Here is a 22,125-nt window from a genome sequence, read left to right as displayed (position 1 = left end):
CCCACAGAGCTTTCCACAGGCGCGAATCTTGTCCACAGGGAGCAGGACCTGCCGCCATCCGGCGCGCCGACCCCGCGATGAGAGGATCCGCCATGCCGAGCCCCGTGAAACCCGTCCCCAGTTTCGATCCCGAGCGGCAGCTTTGCGGCGATCCGCGGCTGATCCGGATCGCCGGTGTGGACGAGGTCGGGCGGGGGCCGCTGGCCGGGCCGGTGACGGCGGCGGCGGTGCGGCTGGACCCGGCACGGGTGCCTGCCGGACTGAACGATTCAAAGGCGCTGAACCCGCTGCGGCGCGAGGCGCTGGCGCAGGAAATCCTTGCCACCGCGGATGTCTGCATTGCCCATGCAACTGTCGCGGAAATCGATGAAATCAATATCTTGCAGGCCACGTTCCTGGCGATGCGGCGGGCGGTGGCGGGGTTGGGCGCCGTTCCGGACCGGCTGCTGATCGACGGCAACAAGGTGCCGCCCGGACTGCCCTGCCCGGCGGCGCCCCTGGTCAAGGGGGATGCGAAATCCCTGTCGGTCGCGGCGGCCTCCATCGTCGCCAAGGTGGCGCGTGACGCGATCATGGCGGACCTGGCGCGGGAATGCCCGGGCTATGGCTGGGAGCGGAACGCCGGCTATCCCACGCGCGCGCATGTTGTTGCGCTGAAGTCACTGGGGATAACACCATACCATCGCCGATCCTTTGCCCCCATCCACAAGATATTGTGCGGGGACACAGAATAGAGTCTCGCTCTAACCTGTTGATGAGGAAAAGAAATTGACTGCACTTCGCGGCTGACTCATGTTATCCACAATAACAGCGTGGATAACCGCGCGTCCGCGAGGCAGATCGAACAATGAAAAGAACCAAGACCGAGGGCACGCCGCTGCCGCTCAACCAGATACTGTTGGGTGATTGCGTCGAGATCATGAACCGGATGCCCGAGGCCTCCGTCGACCTGATCTTCGCCGACCCGCCCTACAACCTACAGCTTCGCGGGGATCTTCACCGGCCCGACAATTCCAAGGTCGATGCCGTGGACGATCACTGGGACCGCTTCGACACTTTCGCCGCCTATGACCGGTTCACCCATGACTGGATGAAGGCGGCGCGCCGGGTTCTGAAACCCAATGGCGCGATCTGGGTGATCGGCAGCTATCACAACATCTTCCGCGTCGGCGCCGCGCTGCAGGACCAGGGCTACTGGATCCTCAACGACGTGGTCTGGCGCAAGTCGAACCCGATGCCGAATTTCCGCGGCAAGCGGCTGACCAACGCGCATGAGACGCTGATCTGGGCGTCGAAATCCGAAGGCGCGAAATACACGTTCAACTACGAGGCCGTGAAGGCCATGAATGACGACGTGCAGATGCGGTCCGACTGGGTGATCCCGATCTGCACCGGGCATGAACGGCTCAAGGACGCCACCGGCGCCAAGGCCCATCCGACGCAGAAGCCCGAGGCGCTGCTGCACCGGGTGCTGGTGGCGACGACCAATCCCGGCGATGTCGTGCTGGATCCGTTCTTCGGCACCGGCACGACCGGCGCCGTGGCCAAGCGGCTGGGCCGCGACTTCATCGGCATCGACCGCGAGGCCGCCTATGCCGAGGTCGCCGAGAAGCGCATTGCCAATGTGCGCAAGGCCAATAGCGAAGTGCTGGAAGTCACGAAAGGCAAGCGGGCGGAGCCGCGCGTGCCCTTCGGCCAGCTGGTCGAGCGCGGCATGCTGCAGCCCGGGGAGGTGCTGTTCAGCCCGCGCAACAAGACCGCGAAGGTCCGGGCCGACGGCACGCTCATCGCCTCGGATTGCAAGGGATCCATCCACCAGGTCGGCGCCGCGATGGAGGGCGCGCCCTCCTGCAACGGCTGGACCTACTGGAGCTATCGCCGCGACGGGATCATGGTGCCCATCGACGTGCTGCGCCAGCAGATCCGCGCCGAAATGAAATAACAGGCAAATCGAAAAAACGAGGGACAGACGGGCATCCGCAAAGGGGCCCGCACCATCGCCTGTGACTGCGGGGGCTTCGGCCCCCGTTTTTTTTGGGCCGGCCTCCCCGTCTGTGCCTGCCCGTGGCGCGGGAAATCCGCGCAGCCCCTTGCCAGCGGCGAATTGGTCGACCAATTTGGCGGCCAGAAGCAACCGGACCGGGAAGAGCCGCGATGACCCATATCCTTGCCATTGACCAGGGCACCACCTCCACCCGCGCCATCCTGTTCGGCGCCGACATGGTTCCCGGCGCCATGGCCCAGGAGGAGTTCGCCCAGCATTATCCGGATAACGGCTGGGTGGAGCATGATCCGCGCGAGATCTGGCAGACGGTGCGCCGCACGGTTCCCGCGGCGCTGCAGAAGGCCGGGCGCGCCCCTGCCGATGTCACCGCCATCGGCATCACCAACCAGCGCGAGACCGTCGTGGTCTGGGACCGCGAGACCGGCGAGCCGGTGCATAACGCCATCGTCTGGCAGGACCGGCGCACCGCGCGCTGGTGCCACGAGATGAAGGAGCAGGGGCACGAGGAGCTGGTCACGCAGAAGACCGGGCTCCTGCTCGACCCCTATTTCTCCTCGACCAAGCTGGCCTGGATCCTCGACAATGTCGACGGCGCCCGCGACCGGGCCGAGGCGGGGCGGCTGCTGTTCGGGACGATCGACAGCTACCTGATCTGGAAGCTGACCGGCGGCCGGTCGCATGTCACCGACGCGACCAATGCCTGCCGCACCATGCTTTACGACATCCGCAAGGGCGGCTGGTCGACCTCGCTGTGCGAGCTGCTGCGGATCCCGATGAAGATGCTGCCCGAGGTTCTCGACAGCGCGGCGGAATTCGGCACGACCGACCCGGAGGTCTTCGGCGCCGCGGTGCCGATCCTGGGCGTGGCGGGCGACCAGCAGGCGGCGACGATCGGCCAGGCCTGCTTTGCCCCCGGCATGGCGAAATCGACCTATGGCACGGGGTGTTTCGCGCTCCTGAATACCGGGGCGGAGCCGGTGCAGTCCGCGCACCGGCTGCTGACCACCATCGCCTACCAGTTCGACGGCACGCCCACCTATGCGCTCGAAGGCTCGATCTTCGTCGCGGGCGCGGTGGTGCAGTGGCTGCGCGACGGGCTGAAGATCATCGGCGCCGCCTCCGAGACCCAGCCGCTGGCCGAGACCGCCGATCCGGCGCAGCGGCTGATCCTGGTCCCGGCCTTCACCGGGCTGGGCGCGCCCTACTGGAATTCCGACGTGCGCGGCGCGGTCTTCGGGCTGACGCGCAATTCCGGCCCGGCCGAGATGGCGCGCGCGGCGCTGGAAAGCGTGGGCTTCCAGACCCGCGACCTGATGGAGGCGATGCATGCCGACCTGCCCGACCAGGACAGCGATGCGGTGCTGCGCGTCGATGGCGGCATGGCGGTCAGCGACTGGACGATGCAGTTCCTCGCCGACATCCTGAACCTGCCGGTGGACCGTCCCGAGGTGACCGAGACCACCGCGCTCGGCGCCGCCTGGCTGGCCGGGATGAAGGCCGGGGTCTATCCGGGGCAGGAGGAATTCGCCCGCCACTGGGCGCTGGAGCGGCAGTTCGACCCCGCCATGCCCGAGGAGGAACGCGAGGCGCGCTATGCCGCCTGGAAACGCGCGGTGGCGGCGGTGCAATCCGCATGATTGCACCCTTCGGGCTGCGCCTGCCCGGCGAGATCCGCTTCGGCCGCGGCCGGGCCCGGGATGCGCTGCCCGAACTGGCCGCGATGGCGCCGCGGATCCTCGTCATCCACGGGCGCGATCCCGGGCGCGCGGGCTGGCTGACGGAAGGATTGACGCGGTCGGGGGCGGAGTTCCGTGCGCTCGCGGCCCCGGGCGAACCCGATCTGCCCATGCTGGAGGCGGCCGTGGCCGCGGCGCGCGATTTCGGGGCCGGGGCGGTGGTCGCCTGCGGCGGCGGCGCGGCGCTGGACCTGGGCAAGGCGGTCGCGGCTCTGGCCCCGCAGGCGCATCCGGCGGCGGATTACCTGGAGCTGGTGGGAACGGGCCGCAGGCTGGCGGCGCCCGTCCTGCCCTTCGCGGCCATCCCCACCACGGCCGGGACCGGCGCCGAGGCGACGCGCAATGCGGTCATCGCCGTGCCCGCGCATCGCCGCAAGGTCAGCCTGCGCGACGACCGCATGCTGCCGCGGCTGGCGATCGTCGATCCGTCCCTGACCGATGGCTGCCCGAAATCCGTCACGCTGGCCTCCGGCCTCGATGCGATCGTGCAGGTGATCGAACCCTGGCTCAGCCCGAAGGCCTCGGTCCTCACCGATGCGCTTTGCGAAAAGGCGCTGCCTGCGGGGCTGTCGGCGCTGGCCGTGCTGATGGAGCGCGAGGATGCCGAGGCCCGCGATGCGATGGCCTGGTGCTCGCTGGCCGGGGGGATCGCGCTGTCCAATGCCGCGCTGGGGGCGGTCCACGGGCTCGCGGGGCCGCTGGGCGGGGTCACGGGCGCGGCGCATGGCGCGATCTGCGGGCGGCTCCTGCAGCCGGTGATGGCCATGCACATGCGGGCGGGCCTGCCCGCCCCGGCGGATCGCCGCATCGACCGGGTGGCAAGGCTGATCGGCGAGCGGCTCGGCCTGGGCCTGGCCGGCAGCAACCTGGACCAGTGGATCAGCGGCCACGGCCTGCCGCGGCTGGGGCAGATGGGGCTGGACCCGGGCGATATCGCCGCGGTGGCCGGGGCGGCCGAAGGATCGTCCTCGATGAAGGGCAACCCGGTGGCGCTGAGCCGGGCGCAGCTGGAGAGCATCCTGCACATGGCGATCTAGCCCGGCCGAAGCCGCGGCCCGAGATATAATTTGACAGCCAAAGTAAAGCGTGGTCCCTTCCCGGCGAGGAAAGCGGCCCCGGGGAGGGGCTGCGCGTAGGGAGGATATCGCGTGTTTCTCGGAATCGACCTCGGCACGTCCGGGGCGCGGCTCTTGCTTGTCGACGGGGCACAGCGGGTCATCGGCGCGGCAGAGGGGGCGTGCGAGGTTGCGCATCCCCATCCCGGCTGGAGCGAGCAGGCCCCGCAGGACTGGGTGGCGGCCATCCGCGCGGCGCTGGCGCAGCTGAAGGCGGCTCATCCGGCGGAAATCGCCGCGCTGCAGGGCATCGGCTTTTCGGGACAGATGCATGGCGCCGTCCTTCTGGATGCCGCCGGCGAGGTGCTGCGCCCCTGCATCCTGTGGAACGACACGCGGTCCCACCTGGAGGCCGCCGCGCTGGATGCCATGCCGGTGATGCGCGAGGCCTCGGCCAATGTCGTCTTCCCGGGCTTCACCGCGCCGAAGCTGGCCTGGCTCGGCACGCATGAGCCGGAGGTTTTCGACCGCGTGGCGACGGTGCTCCTGCCCAAGGATTACCTGCTGTTCTGGATGACCGGGCGGCGGGTGACCGACATGTCGGACGCGGCCGGGACTTCCTGGCTGGACGTGGCCGCGCGCCGCTGGTCCTTGACCGCGCTGGAGGCGTCGGGGATGCGGCCCGGGCAGATGCCCGATCTTGTCGAGGGCTCCGAGGTGGTCGGCACGCTGCGGCCCGACCTGGCCGCCGATCTGGGCCTGCCCGCGGGGGTGCAGGTCGTCGCCGGCGGGGCGGATAACGCGGTCTCGGCCTGCGGGGTCGGCGCGCTGAAGGCGGGGCAGGGTTTCGTCTCGCTCGGCACTTCTGGCGTGCTGCTGGCGGCGCGCGACGATTTCGGCGCCGATCCGGGCAGCGCGGTGCACAGTTTCTGCCATGCCGTTCCGGGGCGCTGGTACCAGATGGGCGTGATCCTCGCCGCGACCGACAGCCTCAACTGGCTGTCGCGCATCACCGGCCGGTCCCCGGCCGATCTGCTGGGCGGGCTGGGCGCATTGGAGGCGCCGGGCCGCGTCCGTTTCGCCCCCTATCTGTCGGGCGAACGCACCCCGCATAATGACAGCGCGGTCCGCGGCGGGTTCGCCGGGCTCGACATCGCCCATGGGCCGCAGGATCTGGCCCGCGCGGTGATCGAGGGGGTCAGCTTTGCCTTGCGCGACTGCCAGCAGGCGCTGATGGCGACCGGCACGGCGCTGGATCAATGCCTGGCGATCGGCGGCGGCACGCGCTCGCGCTACTGGGTGGAGCTTCTGGCCAGCGTGCTGAACCAGCCGCTCGACCTGCCGGCCAAGGGCGAATTCGGCGCCGCGCTCGGGGCCGCGCGGCTGGCCATCTGCGGCGTGACCGGCGCCGATCCCGACACGGTGATGACCCGGCCCGGGATCGGCGAGACGGTGATGCCGCGGCCCGATCTGATCCCCGCCTATGACGATGCCTATGCCGCCTGGCGCGAGCTCTATCCCAGCCTGAGGGTGCTGAAATGACCAAGGACTTCTTTGCCGGGCTGGAGCCCGTCCGGTTCGAGGGAACCGAAACGTCCAATCCGCTGGCCTTCCGCCATTACAACCCCGACGAGATCGTGCTGGGCAAGCGGATGGAGGATCACCTGCGCTTTGCCGTCGCCTACTGGCACAGCCTGGCCTATGAGGGCGGGGACCCGTTCGGCGGGCCGACCTTCCTGCGGCCCTGGCAGGCGGGCGGCGACATGGCCCATGCCGGGGCCAAGGCCGATGCGGCCTTCGAGATGTTCCGCCTTCTGGGCCAGCCCTATTTCTGTTTCCACGATGCCGATGTCCGCCCCGAGGGCGCGAGCCTTGCGGAGTCCGTCTCCAACCTGGAGCGGATCACCGACATCTTCGCCGCGAAGATGGAGGAAACCGGCACGAAGCTCTTGTGGGGCACGGCCAACATGTTCTCGGCGCGGCGCTGGATGGCCGGGGCCTCGACCAACCCGGACCCGGAGGTCTTCGCCTATGCCGCCACCACGGTGAAGGCGGCGATGGACGCCACCCACCGGCTGGGCGGCGAGAATTACGTGCTCTGGGGCGGGCGCGAGGGCTATGAGACGCTCCTGAATACCGATCTGGGGCAGGAGCTGGACCATATGGGCGCCTTCCTGTCGAAGGTGGTCGAGTACAAGCACAAGATCGGCTTCAAGGGCACGATCCTGGTGGAGCCGAAGCCGCAGGAGCCGTCCAAGCACCAGTATGATTTCGACGCGGCCACCTGCATCGGGTTCCTGCGCAAATACGGGCTGGAGAAGGAGGTGAAGCTGAACCTGGAACAGGGCCATGCGATCCTGGCCGGGCACAGCTTCGAGCACGAGCTGGCGGTGGCGGCCGCCGAGGGGATGCTGGGCTCCATCGACATGAACCGCAACGACTACCAGTCGGGCTGGGACACGGACCAGTTCCCCAATAACGTGCCCGAGGTGGCGCTGGCCTATTACGTCATCCTGCGCGCGGGCGGGCTGGGCAGCGGCGGCACCAATTTCGACGCCCGCATCCGTCGCCAGTCGCTGGACCCCGAGGACCTGATCGCCTCCCATGTCGGGGGCATGGATGTCTGCGCGCGCGGGCTGAAGGCGGCGGCGGCGATGCTGGAGGATGGCGGACTGGAGGCGGCGCTGGCCGACCGCTATGCCGGCTGGCAGGCACCGGAGGCGCAGGCGATGCTGTCGCAGCCGCTGGAGGAGATCGCGGCCGCGGCCCTGGCCCGCGGGTCCGATCCGCAACCGAAATCGGGCCGGCAGGAGATCCTGGAGAATTGGGTCAACCGCTTCGTCTGAGGCCGGGGCGCGGGCCCCGGGAGGCTCCGGGTCGGGCCCGGGGCGGGACGGTGCTGGCGGCGCTGCTCCTCGCCCTGCCTGCCGGGGCGGGGGAATTTCCCGTCTTCGACCCGGCAGAGGTGCGGCTCGGCCAGCTGCTGTTCTACGATCCGGTCCTGTCGGGCAATCGCGAGGTGGCCTGCGCCACCTGCCATCACCCGCGTTTCGGCACGTCCGACGGCGTCAGCCTGGGGCTCGGGGATGGCGGCATCGGGCTGGGCCCGGAGCGGCGCCCGGATCCCGGGAACCTGCCCGAGCAGCGGGTGCCGCGCAACGCGACCGCGCTGTTCAATCTGGGCTTTCCGGAATTCCGGGTGATGTTCCATGACGGGCGGCTGGAGGAAGACCCGGGCCAGCCGGCAGGGATACGCACGCCGCTGGGGGCCGAGATGGTCGCGGGCTTCGACGGCGTTCTGGCGGCGCAGACCATGTTCCCGGTGCTCAGCCCCGACGAGATGGCCGGGCATTACGGCGAGAACGAGGTCTCGACCGCCGTGCGGCAGGGGCTCCTGACCGGGCAGGACGGGGCCTGGGCGCGGATCACGGCGCGGGTGGCGGCGATCCCGGACTATCGCGACGGGTTCGCGGCGATCGGGGCGGAACCGCTGCGCTTCACCGATATCGCCAATGCGCTGGGGGCCTTCATCGCGGTGGAGTGGCGCGCCGATGACAGCCCCTATGACCGGTTTCTCGCGGGCGTTCCGCTGCCGCCGGAGGCGGAGGCGGGCCGGCAGCTTTTCGAGGGAAAGGCGGGCTGCAGCGCCTGCCATTCCGGACGCTTCCAGACCGATCACGGATTCCATGCCATCGCCATGCCGCAGATCGGCCCGGGCAAGGCGGCGCGGTTCGAAAGCGGGTTCCGCGACGAGGGCCGCCAGCGCGTCACCGGCGCGGCGGAGGATGCCTACCGGTTCCGCACGCCGAGCCTGCGCAACGTGACGGCGACCGCCCCCTATGGCCATGACGGCGCCTATGCCTCGCTGGAGGCGGCGATCCGCCACCACCTGGATCCGGTCGGCGCGCTGATGGCCTATGACCTGTCCCGGGCGGTGCTGCCGCCCCTGCCGGGGGCACGCGACCACATGATCCTGACCGACCCGCCGGAGACGGCGCGGATCGCGGCGGCGAATGAACTGGCCCCGGTCGCGCTGAGCGATGCGGAGGTCGCGCAGATCCTCGCCTTCCTCGACAGCCTGAGCGATCCTTCGGCGATCGCCGGGCGGCTGGGCGTCCCCGACAGCGTGCCCAGCGGGCTTGCCGTGCCACGCTGAGCGACCGGAAATTGCGCGCAATGATGCGTCAGGCTTGCGGAACCGCGGCATTTTCGGCAGGAGGCGCCATGAAAGATGGGGATTGACGTGATGGTGAACCGGATCGCCCTGAGCCTGCACCGGGTGACCGGGCTGCTGTGCCAGGGTCTGCTGATATTGATCGTGGCGGGACAGCTGGCGGTGGTGATCCTGCGCTATGTCTTCGGCATCGGCTTCATCGAGCTGCAGGACGCCGTCGCCTATTCCTTTGCCGCGCTGGTGGTGCTGGGCCTGCCGGTGGCCTTTGCCGAGGACGGGCATGTCCGGGTCGACGTGTTCCGCGCGGGCCAGTCGCCGCGCTGGCAGCGGCGTTTCGACATGGCAGGCATCCTTGCGCTGCTGGTGCCGTTCTTCGGGCTGACCTTGTGGTGGGTCTGGCCGGACGTGGCCTTCAGCTGGTCGATCCTGGAAGGCTCGAAGGAGACCGGCGGCCTGCCGGGGTTCTTCATCGTCAAGACCATGCTGCCGGTGGCCTGCGTGCTGATGCTGCTGCAGGGGCTTGCGGCCCTGGCGGTGCGCCATGATTGAACATGCCTGGCTGATCGTCTTCGGCATCTCGCTTCTGGCGGGGATCCTCTCCGGCATTCCGGTCATGCTTGTCCTCGGGGGCATCCCGATCCTGCTGGCCTTCATCGCGGCGCCCTTCGGCGGCTTCGACCTGGGCTATCTGCAGGCCTATCCGCAGCGGGCCTTCGGGGTCATGTCGAATTCGCTGCTGCTGGCGGTGCCGCTTTTCGTGATGATGGGCGTGCTGCTGGAGAAATCCCGCGTCGCCGAGCGGATGCTCATGCAGGTCGGGCGCCTGCTGGGCGGGTCGCCGCGCGCGCTGGTGGCGGCGGTGCTGCTGATTTCCACGCTGATCGCGGCCTCCACCGGCATCATCGGCGCGACGATCGTCATGCTGGGGCTGATCTCGCTGCCGGCGATGCGCCGGGTCGGCGTGCCCGACGGCACGGCCAGCGGCCTGATCTGCGCGGCGGGGACGCTGGGGCAGATCATCCCGCCCTCGATCGTGCTGATCCTGCTGGGCGACCAGGTGGCCAATGCCTATCTCGACGCGCAGCAGCGGGCGGGCAATTTCGCCCCCGACGCCGTGACGGTGGGCGACCTTTTCGCGGGGGCGCTGATCCCCGGCCTGCTGCTGGTGGGGCTGTACGGGATCTATGTCGTGGGCATCCTGTGGAAGCACGAGACCCCCGCCAGCGCCGAACCCCTGCCCGAGTCGCGCCTGTCGGACGTGCTGCGCGAGATCGTGCCGCCGATCCTGCTGATCCTCTCGGTGCTGGGCTCGGTCCTAGCCGGGGTCGCCACGCCGACCGAGGCGGCGGCGATCGGGGTCGCGGGCACCATCCTGATCACCGCTGCGCGGGTGCGCGCGGCGGGCAACGAGGAGGTGATGCCCGGCGTGGTCTCCGAAGAGGCGCTGACCGCGCGTCTCACCCCGGCCTGGCTGCGCCTCGCCATGTCGCTGACCGCCGCGGTGGCCTTCGGGCTGGTGGCGCTTCGCATGGCGGGCGTCGGGCGGGTCGATCTGAGCGCGGAGAATATCGCCCTGGACGGCGGCGCCGCGCTGGCGCTGGGACTGACCGTGCTGCTGGTTCTCGGCCTCGCCGTGGCGGTGATCGCGCTGTGGCGCGCGGGCGTGATGGCGGCGGCCCTGTATGAAACGGTCAAGGTCTCGGCGATGATCTTCGGGATCATCCTCGCGGCCTCCATGCTGTCGCTGGTCTTCCGCGGCTTCGAGGGCGATGCCTGGGTGCATGAGGTGTTGACCGGGCTGCCGGGCGACCATCGCACGATGCTGCTCTTCGCGCTGGCGGTGATCTTCCTGATGGGCTTCGTGCTGGAATTCGTGGAGATCGTCTTCATCGTCGTGCCGCTGGTCGGACCGATCATCCTCCAGGATGTGGACCCGGTCTGGTTCGCCGTGCTGATCGCGCTGAACCTGCAGACCTCGTTCCTGACGCCGCCCTTCGGTTTCGCGCTGTTCTATTACCGCTCGGTCGCGCCGCCCGAGATCAGCACCGGGACGATCTACCGTTCGGTGATCCCCTTCGTGCTGATCCAGCTGGCGACCCTGGCGATCGTTTTCCTGTGGCCGGATCTTGCGACCTGGCTGCCGGATATGCTGTTTGGCTGACACGGAACGGGGCACGGGCCCCGAAGGGAGAGACTGAATGAAACGCCGCGAATTCCTCAAGACCGGGGCCGTCGCCGCCCCGGCCGCCGCACTTGCCGCCCCCGCCATCGCGCAGGGCGTGATCGAGTGGAAATGCCCGACCTCCTTTCCGGCGCAGGCGCCGGGGGTGGGGCACAATGCCGTGCAGTTCGTCGAGCGCGTCAATGCCATGGCCGAGGGCAGGCTGCAGCTGAAGCTGTTCTCGGCCGGCGAGCTGGTCCCGGCCTTCGCGGTCGAGGACGCGGTGCAGCAGGGCACGGCCGAGATCGGCCATTCGACGCCCTATTACAACGCGGGCAAGAACTCGGCGCTGCATTTCTTCACCACGATCCCCTTCGGCATGACCGCGGGCGAGCTGTCGGGCTGGATGTATTACGGCGGCGGCCGCGAGCTGTTCGAGGAGATCTATGCCCAGCGGAACCTGATGCCGCTTTATGCGGGCAACTCCACCGTGCAGGCGGCGGGCTGGTTCAAGAAGGAGATCAACACGGTCGCCGACCTGTCGGGCCTGAACATGCGGATCGCGGGCCTGGGCGGCGAGGCGATGCGCAAGCTGGGCGTGAACGCGGTCCTGATGCCGCCGACCGAGATCTTCCCGGCCTTCCAGTCCGGCGCGATCGATGCCGCCGAATGGGTGGGCCCGATGCTGGACCAGGCCTTCGGGCTGAACAAGGTGGCGAATATCTGCTATGCGCCGGCCTTCCATGAACCGGGCGCAGGCCTGGAGGTCGTGGTCAACAAGGACGCTTGGGACAGCATCAGCCCCGACTTGCAGATGATCCTGCGCACCGCGGCCGAAGGCGCGCTGTCGCAGAACATCGCGCAATACGAATACAACAACGCCGTGGCCTTCAAGCAGCTGCAGGATGCCGGGGTGGAGTTCAGGACCTTCCCCGACGAGGTTCTTGAGGCGCTGCGCGGCGCCACGAAGGAAGTGATGGACGAGCAGGCGGCGGCCAATCCGGATTTCGCCAAATGCATGGAAAGCTACTATGCCTTCCTCGATGTGGCGATCCCCTATTCCAAGGCCTTCAACGCACCGTCGATGATGCAGCGCTGAACGCGCGCCGGGATCAGGTTTCATTAACCTCGAGTTTACCTAAAAACCTTAGGACTCGGGGGGCCTGAACTGGCAAACAAAAAGCTCCGGGGGCGCAAAACGTGCCCCCCGGGCGCCCGGATCCGCGGAAAACCCGCCTGGCCGGTCCGGTCGCCCCGATAATCCGGTGACAAAACGTCCCGGCGCTTCGCGAACCTGCCCCGGTCCGGCCCTGCCGGTTGCCGGGGCCTTTCGTTTCTTCCCCTTGCCCGCGCCTTTTGTCAGCCCCGCGCCTGCCGGGTTTCCAGGAAATCCAGGATCGCCGCGGCCGTGCGCGGCGCCGTGGGCCCCATCATCAGCACATGGCCGGTCTCGGGGATGATCCGTGGCAGTCCGCCGTAATAGGCGGCGGTGGCCCAGCTGTCGGCGACCGGCACCAGCCGGTCCAGCGCGCCGCCGATGACCATGAGGTCGGGCCGCGGCCCGGGCAGCGGCGCGAAAGGCGGAAAGCCGAGCGCGCGGGTCATGGCGCTGAGCGACTCTTCCGAGAGCTTCGGCACCAACGCGTCGAAGTCGCGATCGGCGATCCCCTGCGGGAAGAGCGCCGCCCGCATGATGTCGACATTGCCCGGATGCAGCCCCGCGACGGTGAAATCCATCAGCGCCAGGTACAGCGCGGGGTCCAGCCAGGCCATCTGCATCGAGGCGCGCCACAGCCCGTAGGGCGGGACCGAGGCCAGAAGCACGGTCGCCGCGGGCCGGGTGCCCTGCCGCAACAGGGTCTGAAGGGCCGCTCCGCCCAGCGAATGCGCCACGACCGCCGTCGGTCGGCCGATCCGCTCCAGCGCGGTGCCGATCGCGGCGGCGAAATCCTCCAGCCGCGGTCCTTCCAGATCCGGCAGGAGGGGAAAGGACTGCGCCAGCAGGCTCAGCGCCGCCTGCCCGTCGCCCCGGGTGAAGGCAAGCTGAAGCACCCGGTCCATCGTTTCGGCCGTCGCGGCGGCCGCCCCGCCGCCCCGCCGTCCGGGCAGGGTGATGGTCCAGGACCGGTACCCCGCGCGGGCGAAGGCCGAGAGCCAGGCCTCGTCCCAGATCCAGCCGCCCGAGGCCATGCCATGGACGAAAAGCAGGTCGAAGGGGCGGTCCGGCCCGCCCGCGGGCTCGGTGACGGTCATTGCCCATCCGGGCAGGGTCTCGGCCCCGGCCGCCTCGCCGGGGGCCATTCGGGTCACTGTATCGGTCATGAGGCGACTCGTGCTGACGAAGATGACCCCAGCCTAGCACGGAATGCTGCGTCGCGGCATCGCCCTTGCCGGCGCGGCCGGATCACATCGCGGACAAAAGCGCGGCATGCCGCGCGGCATAGTCGCCGCGGGCCTCCACCGGCGGGCGCAGGCGCAACTCCATCCCTTCGATCACCTCCGGGTCGGGGCGGCCGAAGAACCGCGTGGCCTCCGCCTCGGAGAACCCCGCCAGCTGCGTCGCCTCCATCCAGGCCGAGACGTTGTCGGCCTTCTTGATCGCCTTCTTCAGCCGCACCGGCAATTGCGCGGGCAGGCCGAAGCGCAGGTGGATCGCCGCTGCCAGCCGCCGGTCGAGGTCGCCATAGGCGGGGCCGATCGCGGCCTTCACCGGAGAGATCATGTCGCCGATCACGTATTCGGGCGCGTCATGCAGCAGCGCCGCCAGGCGCCAGGCGGGGGACGCGGCGGGCTGCATCCGGGAGAAGAGCGCCTCCACCAGCAGCGAATGCTCGGCCACCGAATAGGGCCAGTCGCCCGCGGTCTGCCCGTTCCAGCGCGCGACGAAGGCCAGCCCGTGGGCAATGTCCTCCACCTCGATATCCAGCGGCGTCGGGTCCAGCAGGTCCAGCCTGCGCCCCGACAGCATCCGCTGCCATGCCCGTGCCTGTCTGGCCATGCCGTCCGTGCCCATCCCCGGGAACTGTCGCGTCTCTTCGGCGTTAATTCCACGAAGGAGACAGACATGAAACCCGCAATTCTCGCCGCCGTGACTTTCGCCCTCGCCGCTCCCATGGCCTCCGCCGAGGTGGTCTGCATGGATAGCGACGAGATGGAGGCCGCGCTGATCGACTGGTATCAGCTGCAGCCCGTGGACTGGACCGAGACCGAGAAATCCGTGATCTGGGCATCGAACCGGTCGGGGATCTGGGCCACCGTCTCCTATGACGACCGCTCGCACCGCGCCTGTGTCGTGGAGCAGGGCGAGAACTGGACCGAGGATGGCGGCGCCGTGCTGAGCGCGTCGCGCGAGTGATCGCGGCGGCCTCCGGGCCGGTTCGCGACAAATGCTGCCGGATGTCAGGATTGCCGTGACGGGGGGCAGGTGCTAGGTGGCGCGGGAGAAAACCCCATCAGGAGTGCCTCCCATGTCCCAGGATTACATCGTCAAGGACATCAGCCTTGCCGGGTTCGGCCGCAAGGAACTCGACATCGCCGAAACCGAGATGCCGGGGCTGATGGCGCTGCGCGAGGAATATGGCGAGGCAAAGCCGCTGAAGGGCGCGCGCATCGTCGGGTCGCTGCACATGACGATCCAGACCGGCGTGCTGATCGAGACGCTGGTGGCGCTCGGCGCCGATGTCCGCTGGGCGTCGTGCAACATCTTCTCCACCCAGGATCATGCCGCCGCCGCCATCGCCGAAGCGGGCGTGCCGGTCTTCGCGATCAAGGGCCAGACGCTGGAGGAGCACTGGGACTATCTCGACCGCTCCTTCATGTTCGCCGACGGTCCGAACCTGATCCTCGACGATGGCGGCGACGCGACGCTCTACATCCTGCTGGGGGCGCGGGCCGAGGCGGGCGAGGACATCATCCCCGTCGCGCAATCCGAGGAAGAGGCGGTCATCAAGGCGCAGATCGCCAAGCGCATGGCGGCCTCCCCCGGCTGGTTCACCAGGATGCGCGACCAGATCATGGGCGTGTCGGAGGAAACGACCACCGGCGTGCACCGTCTCTACGAGCTGCAGCGCGACGGCCGGCTGCCCTTCCCGGCGATCAACGTCAATGACAGCGTGACCAAGTCGAAATTCGACAACAAGTACGGCTGCAAGGAGTCGCTGGTCGACGGCATCCGCCGCGCCACCGACACGATGATGGCCGGCAAGGTCGCCGTGGTCTGCGGCTATGGCGATGTGGGCAAGGGCTCGGCCGCCTCGCTGCGCGGCGCGGGCGCCCGCGTGAAGGTGACCGAGGCCGACCCGATCTGCGCGCTGCAGGCAGCGATGGACGGGTTCGAGGTGGTCCTGCTGGAAGACGTGGTCGACACGGCTGACATCTTCATCACCACGACCGGCAACAAGGACATCATCCGCATCGAGCACATGCGCGCGATGAAGGACATGGCGATCGTCGGCAATATCGGCCATTTCGACAACGAGATCCAGGTCGCGGCGCTGAAGAACCACAAATGGACCAATATCAAGGACCAGGTGGACATGATCGAGATGCCCTCGGGCAGCCGCATCATCCTTCTGTCCGAAGGCCGGCTGCTGAATCTCGGCAATGCCACCGGCCACCCGTCCTTCGTGATGTCGGCCTCCTTCACCAACCAGGTGCTGGCGCAGATCGAGCTGTTCACCCGCGGCGACGCCTATGCCAACGAGGTCTATGTCCTGCCCAAGCATCTCGACGAGAAGGTCGCGGCGCTGCATCTCGCCAAGGTCGGTGCCAAGCTGACCAGGCTGACGGCGGAGCAGGCGGCCTATATCGGCGTGACGCCGGAAGGGCCGTTCAAGCCCGATCATTACCGCTACTGACATGCGGGTCGTCGTCTACGGACTGGGTGCCGTGGGCGGCACCGTCGCCGCGGGGCTCGCCCATGCGGGCGTGCCGGTCGCGGGCATCGCGCGCGGCGCCCAGCTCGCGGCGCTGCAATCGGGGCCGCTGCTGCTGGAAAGCCCGGCGCAGCGGATCGAGGCCCGCATCGAGGTGGCCGCGGATCCCTCCGATCTGGGGCTCGGCCCGCGGGACGTGATCCTGCTGGCGGTAAAGACCCAGGACAGTTCCGCCGCGCTGGAACGGCTGGCGGCGGCGGGGCTGCGCGACCAGCCGGTCTATTGCATGCAGAACAGCCTGGCCAACGAGCCGCTCGCCGCGCGCTATTTCCCCGACATCCACGGCATCAACGTGATGATGCCCTGCGCGATCGCGGCGCCGGGTCATGTCCGTACCTTCGTGGAACCGCGTTTCGGCCTGTTCGATATCGGCTGCTGGCCGGGCGGCACGGATGCGACCGACGCGGCCCTGGCCGCGGCGCTCGAGGCGGGCAACATCGCCTGCGCGCCCTCGCAGGACGTGATGGCCTGGAAGCGCGGCAAGCTGCTTCTGAACCTGTCCAACGTGATCGATGCCGCGGTCGGACCCGATGCCGGGGACCGGGCAGTGCGCGAGGCGGCCCGGGGCGAGGCCGAGGGCATCTACCGGTCGCTCGGCCTCGACTGGCGCAGCACCGATGCCGGGGATCCCCGGCGCGACCTGATCCGCCACGGCACCATCGCGGGCGCCCCCCGGGCCGGCAGTTCGACGGCGCAGAGCCTGGCGCGCGGGGCGGCGCAACTGGAAACCGCCTGGCTCAACGGCGAGATCGTCACCATGGCGCGGGCCGCCGGGCTGGACGCGCCGGTCAACGCGGCGCTGGTGCGGCTGGGCGCGCATCTGGCGGGGAACAAGGCGGGTCCGGGGGCGATGACTGTCGGTGAACTCGAAGACTGGATCCGGACCTGACCGCAGCGTGTCGGGCCGCAGGCAGGGGAATGACGGATGAGCTCGGGACTACTGGCGCTTCTCGATGACGTGGCGCTGATCGCCAAGACGGCGGCGGCCTCGGTCGATGACGTGGCGGGGATGACCGCCAAGGCGGGCACGAAGGCGGCCGGCGTGGTGATCGACGACGCGGCGGTGACGCCGCGCTATGTCATGGGGTTCTCGCCCGCGCGGGAATTGCCCATCGTCTGGAAGATCGCGCGCGGCTCCTTCTTCAACAAGCTGGTGCTGATCCTGCCGGCCGCGCTGATCCTCAGCCAGTTCGCCCCCTGGGCGATCACCCCGGTCCTCATGTGCGGCGGGCTGTTCCTGTGTTTCGAGGGGGCCGAGAAGGTCCTGGAGCTGGTCCACCCGCACAAGGAGGATGCCAGCGCCCCGGCCGCCGCGCCGAAGGGCGGGGCCGACCTGGAACGCGTGCGCGTGCGCTCGGCCATCCAGACCGACCTGATCCTGTCGGCAGAGATCATGGCGATCGCGCTCAGCTCGCTGCCCGAGTCGCCGCTATGGGAACAGGCCGTCGTCCTGGCGGTCGTGGGCGTGGCCATCACCGCCGGGGTCTATGGCGCGGTGGCGCTGATCGTGAAGGCGGACGATATCGGGCTGGCCTTGGCCGAGAACAGCGGCTCGGGCCCTATGCGGGGATTCGGCCGCTGGCTGGTGCGCGCCATGCCCTGGGTGCTGTTTGCCCTGTCCAAGATCGGCATGGTCGCCATGCTGTGGGTCGGCGGCGGCATCCTGCTGCATGGCGCGGAGGAACTGGGGCTGCACGCCCCGGCGGACTGGGTCCATCACCTGCAGGAGGTCGCGGGCCATGCCCTGCCGGTGCTCGGCTGGCTGGCGGCGGCGGCGGTCTCCGCGCTTCTGGGGCTGGCAGTGGGATTCCTGCTGCTGCCGCTGGGGCATCTGGCGATGCGGCTGCGCGGCGGGCACTAGCGGCCGATCCCCCGGCATCTTGACAGGGTCCTAAGGCAAGCCACTGATTTTTAGGTACTTAACGCTTCACTCCGCGGATCGGCGGGTGTAGCCTGACACGATCCCCGGCCGATCCTGCCGGGGCGATACACGGAATCGCGGACAGGGGTGTGTCCGGGGTGGAAGAGAGGGTCCCGGCCAGCCGGGGCCCTCTTTGCATTGGGCCACGCACTTTCCGGCCGGGCGGGGCAGGGGCGCGATGCGCGATCCTTGCGGGACATGCCGGGCCCGGGCCAGGCAGCCCCGCGCGGCCCCTCTGCCGGGGGGCGCGATGCGGGGGATCAGGGCGGGGCAGGGGCGGCGTGCCCCGAGAGATCAGGCCGGGGGAACGGTCCCGCCCAGATCGCAGATCGCGGCGAATTCCTCCGCCGTCACCGGCTGGACCGACAGTCTCGGACTGCGCAGCAGGGCCATCTGCGACAGGCGCGGGTCGGCTTTCGCCATCTCCAGCGTCACGGGGCGGGCCAGGGGTGTCAGCGCGCGAATATCGACGCACTCCCAGCGCGGGTCCTCCGCCTTGCTGTCGGGATGCGCCGGGGCGATCACCTCGATCAGGCCGACCACCGCCTTCTCGCTCTGGGAATGGTAGAAGAAGCCGCGATCGCCCACCGCCATCTCGCGCATGAAGTTGCGCGCCTGGTAGTTGCGCACTCCGTCCCATTCCTCGCCCGCATCGCCGCGGCCGACCTGGTCATCCCAGGACCAGGTGGAGGGTTCGGACTTGAACAGCCAGTAGCGCATCGGCGGTCTCCCGTTGGACCCCGCCTCAATGGCGGGGCCTGCGGGGCGCTGTCAAGCGGCGGTGGCGGCTCAGCCGACCACGCGTTTCCAGGGCAGGATCTGGACGCTGTCGAACAGACCGGCCGCGGCATAGGGATCGCCCGCGGCCCAGTCCGCGGCTTCGGCCTCGGTCTCGACGGTCAGGATCACCAGCGAGCCGATCATCTGCCCCTCGGGGTCGAGGAAGGGACCGGCCTGCTCGACCGTGCCGGTCTCGGCGATATAGGCCAGATGCGCGTCGCGATTGGCCTTGCGGATCTCGATCGCGCCGGGCTTGTCGAAACAGATCAGGGTGTAGGGCATGGGGCTCTCCTCTCTTGCGGGCGGCGCGCGGGGCGCGGCCTATTCGGCATAGATCATCTTCTTGGTCATGCCGCCATCGACGATCAGCGTCTGGCCGGTCACGAACCCCGCCTCCGCCAGGTACAGCACGGCATCGGCAATGTCCTCGGGGCGGCCCACCCGTCCGGCGGGATGCTGGGCGTGGTCGGTCATCGACAGTTCCGCCGCATCGGTGATCCAGCCCGGCGCGATCGCGTTGACGCGGATATCGGGGCCCAGCTGCACCGCCAGCGCCTGGGTCAGCGCGACCAGCCCGCCCTTGGCCGCCGCATAGGCGAAATCGCCGCCCTCGGACATCAGCGCGCGGGTGGAGGTCATGTTGACGATGCAACTGCCTGCCTGCATCAGCGGCGCCGCCGCGCGGCTGACCAGGAAGGCACCGGTCAGGTGGCTGGCGATCATCCCCTGCCAGTCGTCCAGCGTCGCCTCGGTGATGGCCAGGCCCAGCCCCGAAGTGCGCCCGCCATTGTTGACCACCAGGTCCACCCGGTCCCAGTCCAGCCCCTCGATGGCGCGGGCGACCGAGGATTCCTCGGACAGGTCGCAGGTCACAGGAATGCCCAGCGGGGCGGGCAGCAGGTCGAGGCAGGCCACCTCCCAGCCGCGCTCCAGCAGGGCGCGGGCGATTGCGGTTCCGATCAGCCCGGCCCCGCCGGTGACTATGGCACGTTTCATGGGGCTCTCCTCATTCCTGCTTCAGCGGGCGCGCCATGAGCGCGGCCAGCGCGTCCCGGACCGACACCTCGCCCGCCACCAGCGCGGCCACCGCGCGGGTGATCGGCAGGTCGATGCCGGCGTCTTCGGCCAGGCGTGCCATGGCCCGGGCGGTGGCCGCGCCCTCCACGGTCAGCGCCGGATCCAGCGCCTCCCCCCGTCCAAGCGCCAGACCGCTGCGATAGTTCCGCGACTGCTCCGAGGTGCAGGTCAGCACCAGGTCGCCGAAGCCCGACAGCCCGGTCAGCGTCTCGGGGCGCGCGCCCAGATGCGCGGCCGCGCGGGTCATCTCGGCGAAGCCGCGGGTCATGGTCGCCGCGCGGGCGCTGTCGCCCAGCCCGGCGCCGATCACCGCGCCCGCGGCAAGGGCGATGACGTTCTTCAGCGCCCCGCCCAGTTCGGCACCGGTCAGGTCGTCGCTGAGATAGAGCCGCAGGACGGGCGTGGACAGCCGCGCCTGCAGGGCCGCCGCCCCGGGATCGGCGCAGGCCAGGGTCATCGCCGTGGGCAGCCCGCGGGCCAGGTCGGCGGCAAAGCCAGGCCCGGTCAGCACGGCCGGGACGGCCCCGGGGGCCAGGTCGCGGATCAGCCGGGAGGGTCCGGTCAGGCGCGCCAGGTCGATGCCCTTGCAGCAGGCGACCAGCACCCGCCCCGGCCAGAGCCCCGGATGCGCGGCCAGCAGCGGGGACAGCGCCTGCATCGGCACGGCCAGCAGGATCGTGTCGCTCCGCTCCAGCGCGGCCGCGTCGCCGGTGACCTGCAGCGCCGCGGGAAGGCGGGTGCCGGGCAGGCGGGGGCTTTCGCGCCGGGCGTGCATGGTGCCGGGATCGCGCGCCCAGAGCGTCACCTCCTGTCCGGTGCGGGCCAGGGTCACGGCCAGCGCGGTGCCGAAGGCGCCGGCCCCCATGACGGCGATCACGCCTTGGGTCCCTTGCGGCCCGAGCCGATCAGCGACGGGCTCTGCCGGTCCAGCGGCCAGCGCGGCCGCGCCGCCAGGTCCATCCCGTCGGTTCCGCCCGCGCGGAACCGCTCCAGCCCGGCCCAGGCGATCATCGCGCCATTGTCGGTGCACAGCCGCAGCGGCGGCGCGAGGAAGGGCACGTCGCCCGCCACCTCGGTCAGCCGGAGGCGCAGCGCCTGGTTCGCCGCGACCCCTCCGGCCACGGCGAAGGCGGTCGGGCGCAGGCCGCGCGCGGTGCATTCGGCGAGGGCGCGGCGCGACTTCTCGGCCAGCACATCGGCCACCGCGGCCTGGAACCCGGCGCAGAGATCGGCGCGGTCCTGCCGCGTCAGCCCGCCCCGCCCGGCCATGACCTGGTCGCGGGACCGGATCAGCGCGGTCTTGAGACCGGAAAAGCTCATGTCGCAGCCGGGACGGTCGAGAAGCGGCCGGGGAAAGCGGAACCGCGCCGCATCGCCCCGCGCGGCCTCGCGTTCGACGGCGGGGCCGCCGGGCTGTTCAAGTCCCAGCAGCTTGGCGGTCTTGTCGAAGGCCTCGCCCGGGGCGTCGTCGATCGTGCCGCCCAGGCGGGTGAACCGGTCCGGCCCCTCGACCAGCAGGAACTGGCAATGCCCGCCCGAGACCAGCAGCATCAGGTAGGGAAAGCCCGCCCCGTCGGTCAGCCGCGGGGTCAGCGCATGGCCTGCCAGGTGATTGACGCCGACCAGCGGCAGCCCGGCGCCCATCGCGATGCCCTTGGCGCACATCACCCCGGCCAGCACGCCGCCGATCAGTCCCGGCCCGGCGGTGACGGCCACGAGGTCGAGATCGCCCAGCGACAGCCCGGCCCCGGCCAGGGCCTGTTCCACGGCCAGGTCCATCTTCTCGGCATGGGCGCGTGCGGCCAGTTCGGGCACGACCCCGCCGAAGGGCGCATGAAGCGCCGCCTGGCCCATCACCACATTGGCCAGGATCACCGGGGCCGTGCCCGGTTCGTGGCGCAGCACGGCGGCGGCGGTGTCGTCGCAGCTGCTTTCCATGCCGAGCACGGTCAGCGCCCGGTCGTGACCCGTTGTTCTCTCCATGTCCGGCAGCTAGCATCGGGGACCGTCCGCCACAAGCTTGCCGAGGCGCCCGTGCCGCATGTCCCGATCCTGCTGACCCGCCCCGAACCCGGTGCCGGCCGCTTCGCCGCCGAGATCCGCACGCGGCTGGGCCCGGGACCGGTCGTGGTCTCGCCGGTGATGGAGATCGTGCCGCGCCCGGTCGCGCCGCTGCCGGGCGGCCTCTCGGGGCTGATCCTGACATCGGGCGCGGCGCTGGTGCCCGGGCTCGACCTGCCGCCCGGCCTGCCGGCCTGGTGCGTGGGCGCCCGCACCGCGGC

Annotated in this window: 21 protein-coding genes and 1 pseudogene; 15 read left to right on the top strand and 7 right to left on the bottom strand. The window is 69.8% G+C overall.

Features of this window, described 5'->3' with window-relative positions; genetic code table 11:
* The first annotated feature begins 92 nt into the window (after nucleotides 1–92).
* From ICN82_RS12025 to ICN82_RS11980, 10 genes are all read left to right on the top strand, one after another.
* A complete protein-coding gene (locus ICN82_RS12025) occupies nucleotides 93–734 on the top strand; it encodes a ribonuclease HII (RefSeq protein WP_193183067.1) in 642 nt (213 codons plus the stop codon).
* Between the two features lie 113 nt (nucleotides 735–847).
* A complete protein-coding gene (locus tag ICN82_RS12020) occupies nucleotides 848–1,942 on the top strand; it encodes a site-specific DNA-methyltransferase (RefSeq protein WP_193183065.1) in 1,095 nt (364 codons plus the stop codon).
* A gap of 212 nt (nucleotides 1,943–2,154) precedes the next feature.
* Nucleotides 2,155–3,642, top strand: a complete 1,488-nt coding sequence (gene glpK, locus ICN82_RS12015) for a glycerol kinase GlpK (RefSeq protein WP_193183063.1) — start codon at nucleotides 2,155–2,157, stop codon at nucleotides 3,640–3,642.
* The gene (locus ICN82_RS12010) at nucleotides 3,642–4,778 is read left to right on the top strand and encodes an iron-containing alcohol dehydrogenase (RefSeq protein WP_330999000.1); all 1,137 of its coding nucleotides are present in this window, start codon (nucleotides 3,642–3,644) and stop codon (nucleotides 4,776–4,778) included. The genes glpK and ICN82_RS12010 overlap by 1 nt, the downstream gene beginning before the upstream one ends.
* Before the next feature lie 111 nt (nucleotides 4,779–4,889).
* Nucleotides 4,890–6,338, top strand: coding sequence for a xylulokinase (gene xylB / locus ICN82_RS12005; protein ID WP_193183059.1), 1,449 nt, complete (start codon nucleotides 4,890–4,892; stop codon nucleotides 6,336–6,338).
* Nucleotides 6,335–7,642, top strand: a complete 1,308-nt coding sequence (gene xylA, locus ICN82_RS12000; protein ID WP_193183057.1) for a xylose isomerase — start codon at nucleotides 6,335–6,337, stop codon at nucleotides 7,640–7,642. Before xylB ends, xylA begins: the two co-directional genes overlap by 4 nt.
* A gap of 50 nt (nucleotides 7,643–7,692) precedes the next feature.
* Nucleotides 7,693–8,952, top strand: a complete 1,260-nt coding sequence (locus ICN82_RS11995; RefSeq protein ID WP_407943759.1) for a cytochrome-c peroxidase — start codon at nucleotides 7,693–7,695, stop codon at nucleotides 8,950–8,952.
* A 75-nt stretch (nucleotides 8,953–9,027) separates the two neighbouring features.
* Nucleotides 9,028–9,519, top strand: coding sequence for a TRAP transporter small permease subunit (locus ICN82_RS11990; protein ID WP_226898454.1), 492 nt, complete (start codon nucleotides 9,028–9,030; stop codon nucleotides 9,517–9,519).
* Entirely contained in the window at nucleotides 9,512–11,131 is a 1,620-nt protein-coding gene (locus ICN82_RS11985; protein WP_193183055.1) for a TRAP transporter large permease, read from the top strand. The genes ICN82_RS11990 and ICN82_RS11985 overlap by 8 nt, the downstream gene beginning before the upstream one ends.
* Before the next feature lie 37 nt (nucleotides 11,132–11,168).
* Nucleotides 11,169–12,230, top strand: a complete 1,062-nt coding sequence (locus ICN82_RS11980) for a TRAP transporter substrate-binding protein (RefSeq protein ID WP_193183053.1) — start codon at nucleotides 11,169–11,171, stop codon at nucleotides 12,228–12,230.
* A gap of 260 nt (nucleotides 12,231–12,490) precedes the next feature.
* Here ICN82_RS11980 and ICN82_RS11975 read toward each other — a convergent pair whose 3' ends face one another.
* Nucleotides 12,491–13,453, bottom strand: a complete 963-nt coding sequence (locus ICN82_RS11975) for an alpha/beta hydrolase (RefSeq protein ID WP_193183051.1) — start codon at nucleotides 13,451–13,453, stop codon at nucleotides 12,491–12,493.
* An 82-nt stretch (nucleotides 13,454–13,535) separates the two neighbouring features.
* Nucleotides 13,536–14,129, bottom strand: a complete 594-nt coding sequence (locus ICN82_RS11970; protein ID WP_193183049.1) for an HD domain-containing protein — start codon at nucleotides 14,127–14,129, stop codon at nucleotides 13,536–13,538.
* Between the two features lie 66 nt (nucleotides 14,130–14,195).
* On the opposite strand from ICN82_RS11970, the gene ICN82_RS11965 reads away from it, so the two are divergent.
* From ICN82_RS11965 to ICN82_RS11950, 4 genes are all read left to right on the top strand, one after another.
* Nucleotides 14,196–14,486, top strand: a complete 291-nt coding sequence (locus ICN82_RS11965) for an S-adenosyl-L-homocysteine hydrolase (protein WP_193183047.1) — start codon at nucleotides 14,196–14,198, stop codon at nucleotides 14,484–14,486.
* A gap of 112 nt (nucleotides 14,487–14,598) precedes the next feature.
* Entirely contained in the window at nucleotides 14,599–15,987 is a 1,389-nt protein-coding gene (gene ahcY, locus ICN82_RS11960; RefSeq protein ID WP_193183045.1) for an adenosylhomocysteinase, read from the top strand.
* A gap of 1 nt (nucleotide 15,988) precedes the next feature.
* Nucleotides 15,989–16,954, top strand: coding sequence for a ketopantoate reductase family protein (locus tag ICN82_RS11955; protein ID WP_193183043.1), 966 nt, complete (start codon nucleotides 15,989–15,991; stop codon nucleotides 16,952–16,954).
* Between the two features lie 36 nt (nucleotides 16,955–16,990).
* On the top strand, nucleotides 16,991–17,926 hold the full coding sequence (locus ICN82_RS11950; protein ID WP_193183041.1) for a DUF808 domain-containing protein: 936 nt from the start codon (nucleotides 16,991–16,993) through the stop codon (nucleotides 17,924–17,926).
* Between the two features lie 354 nt (nucleotides 17,927–18,280).
* Here ICN82_RS11950 and ICN82_RS11945 read toward each other — a convergent pair whose 3' ends face one another.
* From ICN82_RS11945 to tsaD, 5 genes are all read right to left on the bottom strand, one after another.
* Complete coding sequence (locus ICN82_RS11945) at nucleotides 18,281–18,706, bottom strand: EVE domain-containing protein (RefSeq protein WP_193183039.1); 426 nt, start codon at nucleotides 18,704–18,706, stop codon at nucleotides 18,281–18,283.
* Nucleotides 18,707–18,775: 69 nt separating this feature from the next.
* A complete protein-coding gene (locus ICN82_RS11940) occupies nucleotides 18,776–19,048 on the bottom strand; it encodes a YciI family protein (protein ID WP_193183031.1) in 273 nt (90 codons plus the stop codon).
* 39 nt (nucleotides 19,049–19,087) lie between these two features.
* Complete coding sequence (locus ICN82_RS11935; RefSeq protein ID WP_193183029.1) at nucleotides 19,088–19,762, bottom strand: SDR family NAD(P)-dependent oxidoreductase; 675 nt, start codon at nucleotides 19,760–19,762, stop codon at nucleotides 19,088–19,090.
* A 10-nt stretch (nucleotides 19,763–19,772) separates the two neighbouring features.
* A complete protein-coding gene (locus tag ICN82_RS11930; RefSeq protein ID WP_193183132.1) occupies nucleotides 19,773–20,708 on the bottom strand; it encodes an NAD(P)H-dependent glycerol-3-phosphate dehydrogenase in 936 nt (311 codons plus the stop codon).
* A gap of 8 nt (nucleotides 20,709–20,716) precedes the next feature.
* On the bottom strand, nucleotides 20,717–21,826 hold the full coding sequence (tsaD, locus tag ICN82_RS11925) for a tRNA (adenosine(37)-N6)-threonylcarbamoyltransferase complex transferase subunit TsaD (RefSeq protein ID WP_193183027.1): 1,110 nt from the start codon (nucleotides 21,824–21,826) through the stop codon (nucleotides 20,717–20,719).
* A gap of 51 nt (nucleotides 21,827–21,877) precedes the next feature.
* On the opposite strand from tsaD, the pseudogene ICN82_RS11920 reads away from it, so the two are divergent.
* Nucleotides 21,878–22,125, top strand: a pseudogene (locus ICN82_RS11920) (uroporphyrinogen-III synthase); the annotation flags it as partial.

The organism is Mangrovicoccus algicola (assembly GCF_014903745.1).
GTDB lineage: Bacteria > Pseudomonadota > Alphaproteobacteria > Rhodobacterales > Rhodobacteraceae > Mangrovicoccus > Mangrovicoccus algicola.
This window is presented reverse-complemented; position numbering and strand designations above follow the sequence as displayed.